Consider the following 13864-nt stretch of genomic DNA (forward strand, 5'->3'; position numbering starts at 1 on the left):
GTCCATTTCATAAGGGCTTGAGCGTTGGAACGACCAGCACAGATGCGGACGAAGGCCCCGCCACGGGTCCTGATGGTCGGCACCGCGCTCGAAGGCAGGGGCGGGGTGGCGGCAGTGGTGTCCGTGCTGCGCCGTCATGGCCTGTTCGAGCGCGAATCGGTGCGCTACGTGGCCACCCACCGCGACGGTTCGCCGCTCGTGAAGGCGCAGGGTGCATTGGCCGGGTTCTGGCAGACGTTCGTCGCCTGCCTGGTGCGGCATCCGGCCGTCGTCCACGTGCACGCGGCGTCGCATGCCAGCTTCCTGCGCAAGTCGGTCGTGCTGCTGATCGCGCGCCTGGCCGGTTGCAAGACCATTTTCCACCTGCACGGTGGCGGCTTCCGCACGTTCGCCGCCGAGGAAGCGGGCTTCCTGCTGCGGCGCTGGATCCGCCACACGCTGGAAGCGAGTTCGCGCGTGATCACCCTGTCCGAAGGCTGGGCCCAGTTCGTGCACGCGTTCGCGCCGCGCGCCCGCGTGGCCGTCGTGCCGAATGCCGTGCCGCTGCCCGTGCTGCCGTCCAGGGACGCCGCCGTGCCCGGCCGCATCCTGTTCCTGGGCCGGCTGGAAACAGCCAAGGGCGTGCATGAATTGCTGGATGCGGGCGCCCGCATCGTGCGCGAAGCATCGGGCCCGACGCCGCTGCGTCTCGTGTTCGGCGGCGAGGGCGATGCGCAAGGGGTGCGCCGGCGCGCGGCCGAGCTGGGCATCGCCGAACGCATCGAATTGCTGGGCTGGGTCGGCCCCGAGGCGCGCGACGCCGAGCTGGCGAAGGCCAGCGTGTTCTGCCTGCCTTCCCACGCGGAAGGCTTGCCGATGTCGATGCTGGAAGCGATGGCGGCGCGCAAGGCCGTCGTCGCGACGCACGTCGGCGGCATTCCCGAAACCCTGCGCGACGGCGACAACGGCCTGCTGGTGCCGCCGCGCGACGAACGGGCGCTCGCCAGGGCGCTTGCACGACTCCTGGGCGATACCGCCCTGCGCGACCGGCTGGCGGAACGTGCGCGCGCAACCATCGAACAACAATACTCAACCGAGGTGGTGTGCGGGCAATTGTCCGCAATCTACCGTGAACTGGCGGGGACACGATGATGAGCGAAGCGACAGGGATGGTCTGGCTGGTCAACCGATTGCGCTGCATGTCCGTGGCCGAGGTCGGCTATCGGATCCAGCAGGCGGCTGTCACGCGCGTGGCGAAACGCATGCGCGCTCGCGCCGCGCCGCCGCTGCCCCGGGCCCGCACGTTCAGCGTCCGCGGGGCACCCACCGCGTTGCCCGCCATCTTGCAGGCCGAGCGCGACGCATTGCTGGCGGACGCCGACAGCATCTGCGCCGGCCACGTCGTCCTGTTCGCCAACCGTAGATTCGATGTCGGCATGCCGCCCGTGTGGAACCGCGATCCGGACAGCGGCGTCCTCGGACCCGCCATCTACGCGGGCGACATCACGATCACGAACCGCGAACAGGTCGGCGACATCAAGCACGTGTGGGAACTGAACCGCCACCTGCACCTCGTGCGCCTCGCGCAGGCGTGGGCCGTGACGAACGACGTCGCCTGGCTGCACGCGCTGCAGGCGCAGCTGCGCAGCTGGCTCGACCAGTGCCCGCCCCTCGTCGGCCCCAACTGGACGAGCTCGCTGGAACTGGGCATCCGCCTCATCAACTGGGGCCTCGTGTGGCAGATGATCGGCGGCGAAGGCAGCGGCCTGTTCGCGGGCGAGGAGGGCCAGCGCCTGCGCGCCGACTGGCTGGACAGCATCCACGCCCACTGCACCGCGATCGCGCGGCATTTATCCCGCCATTCGTCGGCGAACAATCACCTGATCGGCGAACTGGCCGGCCTGTACGTGGGCGCGTCGATCTGGCCGTGCTGGAAGTCGTCGGGCGCATGGCTGGAACAGGCGCGGCGCGAACTGGAGCACGAAGCGCAGGCGCAGTTCTCGCGCGACGGCGTGAACCGCGAGCAGGCGTTCGCGTACCACATCTTTTCGTCCGAATTCCTGTTCGTGGCGGGCCTCGTCGGCCAGGCCTGCGACCACCCGTTCTCGCGCGCCTACTGGACCGCGTTGCTGCGCGCGCTGCGCTTCCTGCGCTCCGTGCGCGACCTGGAAGGCAACGTGCCGATGGTCGGTGACGCGGACGACGGCATCGTGTTCCGGCTGGATTCTCCCGGCAGCGACCGCGCCGAACAACTGCTGGCGCTGGGCGACGCCGTGCTGCGCAGCAGCCAGCCTACGCATCCCGGCGTGCGCTGGCTGCTGCACACCTTGCCCGGCAAGCGGCCGGAAGCGGATCCGCACGAGTCGGAGACGGGCTGGGCGTTCCCGGACGGGGGCTATTTGCTGTTCGGGTCGCACTTCGGCGAGCCCGGCGAGATCAAGGGCATGGTCGATTGCGGCCCGCTGGGCTATCTCGGCATCGCCGCGCACGGCCATGCGGACGCGCTGGCGCTGACGCTCTCCATCGGCGGCGAGGAATGCCTCGTCGATCCCGGCACGTATTCGTACTGGCAGGAACCCAAGTGGCGCGACTATTTCCGCGGCACGTCGGCGCACAACACGGTGCGCATCGACGGGCTCGACCAGTCGGTGTCCGGCGGGCGCTTCATGTGGCTGAAAAAGGCGCGGGCCTCGATCGAGCGCATGCCGCAATCGCCGCACGAATTCGATTTCCGCGGGTCGCACGACGGTTACGAGCGCCTCGCCGATCCCGTCCGGCATATGCGGAGTGTCCGGTTCGACGCGGCGAGCGCGACCCTGACCGTGCGCGACGAGATCGCCGCCAAGAAACATCACCAGGTCGAGCTATTCTGGCATTTCGCGCCCGGCCTGGACGTGCGCCTGAACAGCGCCGGCCTGCACGTGCGGGGCAAGCGCTTCGCGCTGCAGATGCATGCGCACGGCGCGGACCTGAAGCTGGAACTGGTGCGCGGCAACGAAAATCCGCCGCTCGGCTGGTACTCGCGCTGCTATGAAAGCAGGCAGCCGTGCGACGTTCTGAAGATCAGCACCGTATCGTCCGCCGTTCCGGTCGAGTGCAAGTTTACAATAACGTTTTTCTAACAGCGTTTTTCCATAACTAAAGGGATTGTTTCAAATGCTCATCTATCTGGTCGCAGGTGCCCGCCCCAACTTCATGAAGATCGCGCCGATCGTGCGCGCGCTGCAGGCACGCGCGGATGCGCCGGCGTTCAAGATCATCCACACGGGGCAGCACTACGACCGCGAGATGAACGATGTGTTCTTCGAAGAACTGGGCATCCCGCAGCCGGACGTGTTCATGGCGGCAGGCGGCGGCAGCCACGCCCAGCAGACGGCCAAGATCATGATCGGCTTCGAAGAGCTGTGCCAGGGCGAGCGCCCGGACGCCGTGCTCGTCGTGGGCGACGTGAATTCGACGCTCGCGTGCTCGATCGTCGCCAAGAAACTGAACATCCCGGTCGCCCACGTCGAGGCCGGCCTGCGCAGCTTCGACATGGCGATGCCGGAGGAAATCAACCGTCTCGTCACGGACAGCATCTCCGACTGGTTCTTCGTCACGGAGCCGTCGGCCGTGGAACACCTGCGCCGCGAAGGCAAGAAAGAGGACGCGATCCACTACGTCGGCCACGTGATGGTCGACAACGTGCTGTACCAGGCCGAAAAGCTCGGCAGCGCGGACGCGTCCGCGTTCGAGACGAGCAAGTGGAAGGCCGAACGCAAGAACGCCAGCCAGCGCTACGGTGTGGTGACGCTGCACCGTCCGAGCAACGTCGACGATGCGGCCACGTTCGCGCGCATCGCCGGCGCGCTGAAGGAAATTGCGGCCGACCTGCCGCTGATCTTCCCCGTGCACCCGCGCACCCGCGCGAACATCGAGAAGTTCGGCATCGACCTCGGTCCGAACATCACCCTGGCGGGCCCGCAGGCCTATATGGCGTTCCTGAACCTGTGGAAGGACGCGGCCGTCGTGCTGACGGACAGCGGCGGCCTGCAGGAAGAAACGACGGCGCTGGGCGTGCCCTGCGTCACGATCCGCGAGAACACGGAACGCCCCGTGACCGTGGACGAAGGTTCGAACGTGCTGGCCGGCACCGACCCGGCCGCGATCCTCCTCGAGGCGCGCAAGATCCTGCGCGGCGAGGGCAAGCAGGGCCGCCGGCCGCACCTGTGGGACGGCAAGGCGGCGGAACGCATCGTGGACGTCCTGACGAAGGAAATCCGCGGATAACGCCATGGAGTAGACATGAACGAGCGCATCACGCTGATGGGGTGCTCCATCGACAACCTGACGATGGAAGAGACATTGCAGACGGTCGAGGGGTTCATCCATAGCGGACGGCCCCATCAACACGTGGTGGTCAACGTCGACAAGCTGGTCAAGGCCAGCCGCGATCCGGAACTGCGCCGGATCATCAACGATTGCGCGCTCGTGAATGTCGACGGCATGCCGGTCGTGTGGGCGTCGCGCCTGCTGGGCCGGCCGCTGAAGGAACGGGTCGCGGGCTGCGACCTGTTCGAGGCGCTGATGCGGCGCGCGGGCGAGAAGGGCTGGCGCGTGTTCCTGCTCGGCGCCAAAGAAGAAGTGGTGAGCAAGGTGGCAGCCACGTACCGGCACAGATACCCGAACCTGGTGCTGGCCGGCTACCGCAACGGTTACTGGAAGGGCGAGGCGCAAGAAGCGGACGTGGTCGAGCAGATCCGCGCCGCGCGCCCCGACCTGTTGTTCGTGGCGATCAGTTCGCCCAAGAAGGAGCAGTTCCTCGGCCGCTGGCAGGCCGAGATGAAGGTGCCGTTCGCCATGGGCGTCGGCGGGACCTTCGACGTGGCGATCGGACACGTCAAGCGCGCCCCGCTCTGGATGCAGAAGTCCGGGCTGGAATGGTTCTACCGTTTCCTGCAGGAGCCGCGCCGTATGTTCCGTCGGTATTTTATCGAGGACATGGCCTTCATCTGGCTGTTCCTCAAGGAGTTGAAGTTGAAGAGCGCACGATAGCGTCCACGAGGTTGCAGTACACCAAAACACCAGACAGGGATGGCGCGGGAGGAGTCCCGCGCCGACAACATAACGATGCGCGCCGGCTCAAGGAATGGGCACGGCGGCGGCAACACTTTTAAGAAAGAAGAGCATTCATGAAGATTCTCGTTACTGGCGGCATGGGTTACATCGGTTCGCACACCGTCGTGGAACTGCAGAACGCCGGCCACGACGTGGTCGTGTACGACAACCTGTACAACGCGGTGCGTTCCGTGCAAGACCGCGTGCAAAAGATCACCGGCAAGCCTTTCGAATTCGTCGAAGGCGACATCCGCGACCGCGCGGCCATGGAAGCCGTGTTCGGTGCACACAAGATCGATGCCGTGATCCACTTCGCCGGCCTGAAGGCGGTCGGCGAATCGGTGGCGCAGCCGCTGCGCTACTACGACAACAACGTCTACGGCAGCGTCGCGCTGTTCGAGACGATGGCCAAGTTCGGCTGCAAGACGCTCGTGTTCTCGTCGTCGGCCACCGTGTATGGCGATCCGGCCTCGGTGCCGATCAAGGAGGACTTCCCGCTGTCGGCCACCAATCCGTATGGCCGCAGCAAGCTGATGATCGAAGACATCCTGCGCGACGTGTTCAAGGCCGAGCCGGATTGGCGCATCGCCCTGCTGCGCTATTTCAACCCGGTCGGCGCCCATGAAAGCGGCCTGATCGGCGAGGAGCCGAACGGCATCCCCAACAACCTGGTGCCGTACATCGCCCAGGTCGCCAACGGCCAGCGCGAAAAGCTGTCCGTGTTCGGCGGCGACTACCCGACGCCGGACGGCACCGGCATGCGCGACTACATCCACGTCGTCGACCTGGCCATCGGCCACGTCAAGACCCTGGACAAGCTGGCACAGGGTGCCGGCCTGCACACGTACAACCTCGGCACCGGCAATGGCAACAGCGTGCTGGAAATGGTGCATGCCTTCGAGAAGGCCTGCGGCAAGCCGATCGCCTACCAGATCGTTGACCGTCGCCCCGGCGACATTGCCAAGTGCTACGCCGACCCGACGAAAGCGCGCGAGGAACTCGGTTGGACCGCGCAGCGTGACATCGCTCAGATGTGCGCTGATTCCTGGCGCTACCAGACTACCCCAAAATAAACGTATGAGGACCGAACCATGAAAGCGATGATTCTTGCAGCAGGCAAAGGTACGCGTGTACGTCCGTTGACCTATGACCTGCCGAAACCGATGATCCCCGTGCTGGGCAAGCCCGTGATGGCCTACCTGATCGAGCACCTGCGCAAGCACGGCGTGACCGAGATCATGGTGAACGTCAGCCACCTGCACGAAAAGATCGAGGAATACTTCGGCGAGGGCGAGCAGTACGGCGTCCAGATCGGCTATTCCTTCGAAGGCTACACGAAGGAAGACGGCGAAGTCGTCGCCGTGCCGATCGGTTCGGCCGGCGGCATGAAAAAGATCCAGGAATTCGGCGGCTTCTTCGACGACACGACCATCGTCCTGTGCGGCGACGCGCTGATCGACCTGGACCTCAAGGCTGCCCTGGCGGAACATCGCCGCAAGGGTGCCATGGCGTCCGTCATCACGAAGGAAGTCCCGTGGGACAAGGTGTCGAGCTATGGCGTCGTCGTGACCGACCAGAACGGCCGCATCACCCAGTTCCAGGAAAAGCCGAAGCAGGAAGACGCGCTGTCGAACTTCATCAGCACCGGCATCTACATCTTCGAGCCGGAAGTGATCGACCTGATCCCGTCGGGCGTGGAATTCGACATCGGTTCCCAACTGTTCCCGCTGCTGGCCGAAAAGGGCATGCCGTTCTATGCCCAGGGCCGTCCGTTCAACTGGCTGGACATCGGCAGCGTGAGCGATTACTGGGAAGTGCTGCAGAACGTGCTGACTGGTGAGGTCAACCATATGGATGTGCCGGGCATCCAGATCGAGCCCGGCCTGTGGACCGGCCTGAACACGAGCATCGACTGGCGGGGCACGACGATCAAGGGCCCCGTCTACATCGGTTCCGGCGTCAAGATCGAGGCCGGCGCCACGATCATCGGCCCCACGTGGATCGGCCACGGCAGCCACATCTGCGAGGGTGCCGAGGTCGTCCGCAGTGTGCTTTTCGAGTACACTCGCGTGCTGAACGACGTGACGTTACATGAAATGATCGTTTTCAAAGACTACAGCATCGACCGTGCCGGGGAGATGAAGCATTCCTCCGAGTACAGCTCGTCGGAGTGGCTGAACGCGCGCGACCGTCGACGCAGCCGGCGCACAGAGCAGGCCGAAGAAACAGACAAGACATTAGAGAAAGCCAACGCATGAAAATTTACCCAGTCATCCTCTCCGGCGGTGCCGGTACCCGTTTGTGGCCGCTGTCGCGGGCAGTGATGCCCAAGCAGTTGCTGCCGCTGGTGACGGACAAGACGATGCTGCAGGAAACCGCGCTGCGGGTCCGCGGCTGGCCGGGGTTGATGGCGCCGCTGGTGGTGTGCGGCAATGAGCACCGCTTCCTCGTGGCCGAGCAGCTGCGCGGCGTCGGCATCACGCCGCACGGCATCCTGCTCGAGCCGGCGGGCCGCAACACGGCCCCGGCCGTGGCAGCCGCGGCGGCCTTCCTGAAAGCGCAGGATCCGGACGCCGTGATGCTCGTGCTGCCGGCCGACCACGTGATCGAAAAGAACGAAGCGTTCCGCGTTGCCGTGGAACGCGCGGCGGCGCAGGTGGAACAGGGCGCGCTGGCCACGTTCGGCATCGTGCCGAGCGCCCCGGAAACGGGCTATGGCTACATCCGCCGCGGCGAACCGCTGCCGGGCTGCGACGACTGCTACAAGATCGAGCGCTTCGTCGAAAAGCCGGACCGAAACACGGCCGAAGGCTTCGTCGCCGACGGCGGCTTTTACTGGAACAGCGGCATGTTCATGTTCCGTGCCGACCGCTTCCTGGCCGAGATCGGGAAGCACGCGCCGACGATCGCCGAGGCTGCCGGCGCCGCCGTGCAGTCGGCCTACCGCGACCTGGACTTCTGCCGCCTGGACGAAGCCGCGTTCGCCGCGAGCCCGTCCGATTCGATCGACTACGCGGTGATGGAACACACGCGCGACGGCGTCGTCGTCGCGGCCGACATCGGCTGGAGCGACGTCGGTTCCTGGTCGGCGCTGGCCGACGTGCAGGACAAGGATGCCAACGGCAATGCGATCCGCGGCGACGTCTACCTCGACAGCACGAGCAACACGCTCGTGCGCGCGGAGAGCCGCATCGTGGCCGTCGTGGGCGTGAAGGACCTCGTCGTCGTCGAGACGAACGATGCCGTGCTCGTCGCGCACAAGGACATGGTCCAGCGCGTGAAGAACGTCGTCGACCACCTCAAGGGCAACGAGCGCACGGAACACCTGTACCACACGAAGGTGTACCGTCCGTGGGGCTATTACGAAGGCATCGACGCGGGCGACCGCTTCCAGGTCAAGCGCATCTGCGTGAAGCCGGGCGAAAAGCTGTCGCTGCAGATGCACCACCACCGCGCCGAGCACTGGATCGTCGTGTCCGGCACGGCCCGCGTCACGTGCGGCGACAACGTCACCCTGCTGTCCGAGAACGAGTCCACGTACATCCCGATCGGCATGACGCACCGCCTCGAAAACCCGGGCAAGCTGCCGCTGCACCTGATCGAAGTGCAGTCGGGCAGCTACCTCGGCGAGGACGACATCGTCCGCTTCGAGGACATCTACAAGCGCGCCTGACCTGCTGCGCGTTGCGGCTTTGGCCTGCGATGCTCGCTGTACGTCAGTACAGCTGCGCTTCTCGGGCTGCGCGCCCCGGCCAATCCGCTGCCGCTCGCGACGGTCAGGTGTTGATGTGTTTTCCCCAGGTCTACAGTGCGTATGGCCGCGCGCATGCGGCATACAATGCATCGTCGAAACCCATCGGGGGAACATCATGAAGATGAAGACGATCATCGCGGCATGCGCGCTCGCCGGCGTCGGCGGCACGGCGGCGGCAGGCGATATCATCGGCGGATCTGCTCTGCTGGACGCGGACAGCCACGCCCAACTCGAACGCTGGCTCGGCGCCGGCGAATTCAACCTCAACAATGTGTACACCCTGCGTCCCGGCGATACGTCGGACGCCTTCCATGCCGGCGCGGACGGGAAGGGCGCGACCTTCACCCTGTTCGACGTGACGAACGACGCCGGCGCGAGCTACCTCGTGGGCGGCTACAACCCGCAGGGCTGGGCCTCAAGCGAAGGCTGGCACGAGACCCAGCGCGACTGGCAGCGCACGGCCTTCCTGTTCAACATGACGACCCCGGCCGTGTACCGGCAAGTCCTCACCGACTACGTGCTGCCGAGCCAGGGCTTGCGCCAGACGTACAACGAGGCCGGCTACGGTCCCATCTTCGGTTCCGGGCCGGACCTGTACGTCAACGACGCGTTGACGGCCGCCACGTCGTGGCAACTGAGCTATGGAAATCCGGCGAACGAAGGCTACAGCATCATCGACGGCAGCCTGCACGGCGAGATCGTGAAGCTGAATGCAATGGAAGTGTTCGCGATTTCGCCCGTGCCGGAGCCCGGGAACGTCGCGATGCTGCTGGCTGGCATCTGCATCCTCGGCGTTACCGTGCGCAAGCGTACGCTAAGCCGTTCCTAAGTTGTTTGCCTTGCAAGCTGTGGCATGATGAATGGGAGCCTCGCGCTCCCGTCTTTCATTACGTTGCCACTGCCTATGATCCGGATCCCGAGACTCTGCCTCTTTCTGCTCCTCGCCGCCGTCCTGACGGCACCGGCCCGCGCCCAGTTCGTCAGCGCTTCCAACCTCCAGCCGGATCAGCTGGCGATCGTCATCAACGATGCCGAGCCGAACAGCGTCAAGGTCGGCGAGTATTACCGCAAGCGGCGCGGCATCCCGGCGGCCAATGTCGTGCACGTGCGCATTCCCGGCAAGCCGCACGAGATCAGTCCGGAACGCTTCGCGCAACTGAAGGAAGAGATCGACGCGCACCTGCGGCCCGAGGTGCAGGCCGTGCTGATGGTGTGGACCGCGCCGTACAAGGTCGCGTGCAATTCGATCACGGGCGCCTACAGCCTCGGGTTCGATCCCGACCAGTGCATCAAGACGTGTTTGCCGGGACGGCCGAGCCCTTACTTCAATTCCAGTTCTCCTCGTCCCTACACCGACCTGAAGATCCGCATCTCGATGCTGCTGCCGACGGAATCCGTGGAGCAGGCGAAAGCCCTTATCGACCGCGGCGCCGGCGCGGGTTTCCGGATCGTGCCGGCCACCGCCTACTTCCTGGCGACGTCGGAAAAGGCGCGCAATTCCCGCGCGCAGTTCTTCCCGCCAGCCGGCAGGATCGCCGCGCGCAAGCTGGCGACGAAGACGATGCAGGCCGACGTGCTGGACGGCGCGCAGGACGTCATGATCTACGAGACGGGCATGGCCGAGGTCGCCAAACTGGACACGCTGCATTTCCTGCCCGGCGCGCTGGCGGATCACCTGACGTCGCTGGGCGGCGACCTGCTCGGCGGCGAGCAGATGAGCAGCCTGCGCTGGCTGGAAGCGGGCGCGACCGCCAGTTACGGCACCGTCAGCGAGCCCTGCAACCACTGGCAGAAATTCCCGAATCCGGCGGTGCTGCTCAAGCACTATGTGCAGGGCAATAGCGCAATCGAGGCCTACTGGAAGAGCGTCGCCTGGCCCACGCAGGGCCTGTTCATCGGCGAACCCTTGGCTGCGCCCTACCGCAAACGCTGATTGGTCCGTTCGGACTAATCCGTGGTCATGATGTTGTCAATTTGTGCATTTAATATACATTTGTTAAGTGTTGCATTGACAAATCATTTCCAGGATAACCCATGACACATTTGCATTCTCCAGGACGCATGACCGTGCTGGCCGCGCTGCTGGCGGCCCTAGCGGCACCCGTGTTCGCCGCGCCGGGCGGCGTCGTCATCAGCCAGGTCTACGGCGGCGGGGGCAACTCAGGCGCCACCTACAAGAACGATTACATCGAGCTGCTGAACACGGGCGACACGGCCGTCACCCTGACGAACTGGAGCGTGCAATACGCATCGGCCACGGGAACGAGCTGGCAGGTAACGAAGCTGCCCGCCAGCGTCACGCTGGCGGCCGGCCAGTACTACCTCGTGCATGAGGCGCTGGGCAGCGGCGGCACCGACGCGCTGACGCCGGACGCCACCGGCACCATCCCGATGAGCGCGACGGCCGGCAAGGTCGCGCTCGTCAACTCGATCACGGCACTGGCGGGCGGCAAGCCGGTCGACAACGTCGTCGACCTCGTCGGCTTCGGCACCACCGCCGGCTATTACGAAGGCTCGGGCGCGACGCCGGCGCCGTCGAACACGCTGGCCGTGATTCGCAAGAACAATGGGTGCCTGGACTCCAACGACAATAGCAGCGACTTCGTCACCGGCGCAGCAAGCCCGCGCACCACGGCCAGCGAACGCGTGTCGTGCAGCGGCGGACCGCTGCCGCAGCCGATCGTGCTGGCCTGCCCGGGCAGCGTGGGCATCGACGTGGGCACCGGCACGACCGCGCCGCTGCAGGCGAGCGACGCCGACAGCCTCGTCGACAAGGCCGCCATCAGCAAGGGCGCCGTGTCCGGCATCAGCCTGACGGGCTTCACGCCGGCCACGGCCGATAACCGTACGGCGACCGCGACCCTGGTCGTCGACGCGAGCCTGCCGGCCGGCACATATCCGGTCGAGATCACGTTCGGCAACGACGCGAGCCAGACCGCGAGCTGCACCGTCAACGTGGCCGTCAGCGGCCTCGTCAAGATCCCGCAGATCCAGGGCAGCGGCCTGGCGAGCCCGTACGTGAACACGGTGCAGACCACGTCCGGCGTCGTCACGAAGAAACTGGGCAGCGGCTTCACCATCCAGGATCCGCAGGGCGACGGCGATCCGGACACGTCCGACGCGATCTTCGTGTTCGGCGCCTCGACCGCAGCCGCGGTGAAAGAAGGCGACCTCGTGCGCGTGACGGGCACCGTGACGGAGTTCACGCCGAATGGTGCGAAACGCTCGTACACGGAACTGAAGGACGTCAGTGCCGCCACGGTCCTCGGCAGCGGCAACACGATCCAGCCCGTCAACATCGACCTGCCGACCGAGTTGAGCCACTACGAAGGCATGCTCGTGCGCTTCACGAGTCCGCTGACCGTCAACGGCAACAGCTACCTGGGCGACCGCGGCGAACTGGTGCTGGCCAACGGCCGCCGCGAGACGCCGACGAACCGCTACCGCGCCGGCACGCTTGACGCGAACGCGCTGATCGCCGCCAACGCGCAGAACATGGTGGTCCTGGACGACGGCATCTTCACCGTGCCGCCGCACATCCCTTACCTCGCTGTCGACAAGACCGTGCGCGCGGGCGATACGGTGACGGACCTCGTCGGCGTACTCGACTTCGGCGCCATCGGCGGGGGCGGCGGCTGGTACAAGCTGCAACCGACCGAGACGCCCGTGTTCAGCCGCACGAACGCACGCGAGGATGCGCCGACCGTCGTGGCGGGCAATGTTCGCGTGGCCAGCGCCAACGTGCTGAACTTCTTCACGACGTTCACGGACGGCACCGACGCGTGGGGCCGCACGGGGCAGGGCTGCACGATCGGCTCGTCCGCACCGTCCAGGAGCAATTGCCGCGGCGCCGACAACCTGGCCGAGTTCAACCGCCAGCGCGACAAGATCGTCAATGAATTGAAAGCGATGAACGCGGACGCCGTCGGCCTGATGGAAATCCAGAACAACGGCGACATCACGGTGAGCTACCTCGTCGACGCGCTGAACCAGGCGATCGGCGCGCCCACGCCGACGTACGCCTACGTGGCGAAACCGGCCGCGACGGGCACGGACGCGATCCGCGTGGCGATGATCTACAAACCGGCCGTGCTGACGCCGGTGGGCGGCGCGCTGTCGGACGGCGACGCCGTCAACAACCGTCCGCCGATGGCCCAGACGTTCAAGGTCAACGCGAACGGCGCGAAGTTCTCGCTGATCGTCAACCACCTGAAGTCGAAGGGCAGCTGCGGCGGCGCGGGTGCCGGCGACACGGACAGCGGCGACGGCCAGGGTTGCTGGACCGCCACCCGCGTGCTGCAGGCCAAGCGCCTGTTCACCTACTTTATCCCGACCGTCGTGGCCGCCGCAGGCGATCCGGACGTGCTCGCCGTGGGCGACTTCAACGCGTATGGCCATGAAGACCCGATCGCGTACTTGACGGACAATGGCATGGTCAACGAGCTGGAGCGCTTCGTGCGGCCGAACGGCACCCCGTATTCGTACGTGTTCGACGGCCAGAGCGGCTACCTCGACCACGCGCTGGCCAGCAGCGCCCTCGACCCGCAGGTGGCCGGCGTGACCGAGTGGCACAACAATGCGGACGAGCCGGATGCGATCGACTACAACCTCGGCGACACGGCCGACGACCCGTACGTGAACAATCCGTTCCGCGCGTCCGACCACGATCCGGTCGTCGTGAGCCTGAACCTGGCGCCGGCCTACGCCGACGTCACGGCCAGCGTGAAGATCGTGCCGGGCACGCTCGGCTACAACCGCGTCACCGGTAAATTCAGCGGCAACGTGACGTTCACGAACACGAGCGGCGCGGCGCTGTCCGGCCCGCTGCAATACGTGCTGCAGGGCCTGCCGGCCGGCGTCACGCTCGACAACAAGAGCGGCGCTTTCAACGGCGCGCCCTACGTGACCTTGCCGGGCACGACCCTCGCACCGGGCGCGGCCGTGACCGTGGCGCTGACCTTCACGAACCCGTCGAAGACGAGCATCACGTTCACGTCCAAACTGTATTCCGGCACCTTTTGATTGAGAGACCGC

General features: G+C 65.9%; 10 protein-coding genes. All 10 read left to right on the forward strand.

Going from position 1 to position 13864, the window contains the following annotated elements; translation table 11 throughout:
* Positions 1-42 precede the first annotated feature (42 nt).
* The 10 genes from ASD28_RS10995 to ASD28_RS11040 all read left to right on the forward strand — a co-directional run bounded on the left by ASD28_RS10995 (position 43) and on the right by ASD28_RS11040 (position 13852).
* On the forward strand, positions 43-1131 hold the full coding sequence (locus ASD28_RS10995) for a glycosyltransferase family 4 protein (protein WP_229412193.1): 1089 nt from the start codon (positions 43-45) through the stop codon (positions 1129-1131).
* Positions 1131-3101, forward strand: coding sequence for an alginate lyase family protein (locus ASD28_RS11000; RefSeq protein ID WP_056128323.1), 1971 nt, complete (start codon positions 1131-1133; stop codon positions 3099-3101). The genes ASD28_RS10995 and ASD28_RS11000 overlap by 1 nt, the downstream gene beginning before the upstream one ends.
* A gap of 34 nt (positions 3102-3135) precedes the next feature.
* Entirely contained in the window at positions 3136-4248 is a 1113-nt protein-coding gene (gene wecB, locus ASD28_RS11005; RefSeq protein ID WP_056127064.1) for a non-hydrolyzing UDP-N-acetylglucosamine 2-epimerase, read from the forward strand.
* A 15-nt stretch (positions 4249-4263) separates the two neighbouring features.
* Positions 4264-5013, forward strand: coding sequence for a WecB/TagA/CpsF family glycosyltransferase (locus ASD28_RS11010; RefSeq protein WP_056127066.1), 750 nt, complete (start codon positions 4264-4266; stop codon positions 5011-5013).
* Between the two features lie 137 nt (positions 5014-5150).
* On the forward strand, positions 5151-6149 hold the full coding sequence (gene galE, locus ASD28_RS11015) for a UDP-glucose 4-epimerase GalE (protein WP_056127067.1): 999 nt from the start codon (positions 5151-5153) through the stop codon (positions 6147-6149).
* A gap of 18 nt (positions 6150-6167) precedes the next feature.
* Entirely contained in the window at positions 6168-7334 is a 1167-nt protein-coding gene (locus tag ASD28_RS11020) for a sugar phosphate nucleotidyltransferase (RefSeq protein ID WP_056127070.1), read from the forward strand.
* On the forward strand, positions 7331-8749 hold the full coding sequence (locus tag ASD28_RS11025) for a mannose-1-phosphate guanylyltransferase/mannose-6-phosphate isomerase (RefSeq protein ID WP_056127072.1): 1419 nt from the start codon (positions 7331-7333) through the stop codon (positions 8747-8749). Before ASD28_RS11020 ends, ASD28_RS11025 begins: the two co-directional genes overlap by 4 nt.
* 196 nt (positions 8750-8945) lie before the next feature.
* On the forward strand, positions 8946-9659 hold the full coding sequence (locus tag ASD28_RS11030) for a PEP_CTERM-anchored TLD domain-containing protein (protein ID WP_156403884.1): 714 nt from the start codon (positions 8946-8948) through the stop codon (positions 9657-9659).
* Positions 9660-9734: 75 nt separating this feature from the next.
* Positions 9735-10763, forward strand: a complete 1029-nt coding sequence (locus ASD28_RS11035) for a TIGR03790 family protein (RefSeq protein ID WP_056127075.1) — start codon at positions 9735-9737, stop codon at positions 10761-10763.
* Positions 10764-10864: 101 nt separating this feature from the next.
* Entirely contained in the window at positions 10865-13852 is a 2988-nt protein-coding gene (locus ASD28_RS11040) for an ExeM/NucH family extracellular endonuclease (protein ID WP_056127077.1), read from the forward strand.
* Positions 13853-13864 lie beyond the last annotated feature (12 nt).

This window comes from Massilia sp. Root133, assembly GCF_001426525.1.
In the GTDB taxonomy this organism is placed as follows: domain Bacteria; phylum Pseudomonadota; class Gammaproteobacteria; order Burkholderiales; family Burkholderiaceae_D; genus Telluria; species Telluria orientalis.

Bases quoted from the DNA above. Each gene is read 5' to 3' on its own strand.
- ASD28_RS10995 (WP_229412193.1), top strand. From the start codon at position 43: ATGCGGACGAAGGCCCCGCCACGGGTCCTGATGGTCGGCACCGCGCTC.
- ASD28_RS11000 (WP_056128323.1), top strand. From the start codon at position 1,131: ATGAGCGAAGCGACAGGGATGGTCTGGCTGGTCAACCGATTGCGCTGC.
- wecB (WP_056127064.1), top strand. From the start codon at position 3,136: ATGCTCATCTATCTGGTCGCAGGTGCCCGCCCCAACTTCATGAAGATC.
- ASD28_RS11010 (WP_056127066.1), top strand. From the start codon at position 4,264: ATGAACGAGCGCATCACGCTGATGGGGTGCTCCATCGACAACCTGACG.
- galE (WP_056127067.1), top strand. From the start codon at position 5,151: ATGAAGATTCTCGTTACTGGCGGCATGGGTTACATCGGTTCGCACACC.
- ASD28_RS11020 (WP_056127070.1), top strand. From the start codon at position 6,168: ATGAAAGCGATGATTCTTGCAGCAGGCAAAGGTACGCGTGTACGTCCG.
- ASD28_RS11025 (WP_056127072.1), top strand. From the start codon at position 7,331: ATGAAAATTTACCCAGTCATCCTCTCCGGCGGTGCCGGTACCCGTTTG.
- ASD28_RS11030 (WP_156403884.1), top strand. From the start codon at position 8,946: ATGAAGATGAAGACGATCATCGCGGCATGCGCGCTCGCCGGCGTCGGC.
- ASD28_RS11035 (WP_056127075.1), top strand. From the start codon at position 9,735: ATGATCCGGATCCCGAGACTCTGCCTCTTTCTGCTCCTCGCCGCCGTC.
- ASD28_RS11040 (WP_056127077.1), top strand. From the start codon at position 10,865: ATGACACATTTGCATTCTCCAGGACGCATGACCGTGCTGGCCGCGCTG.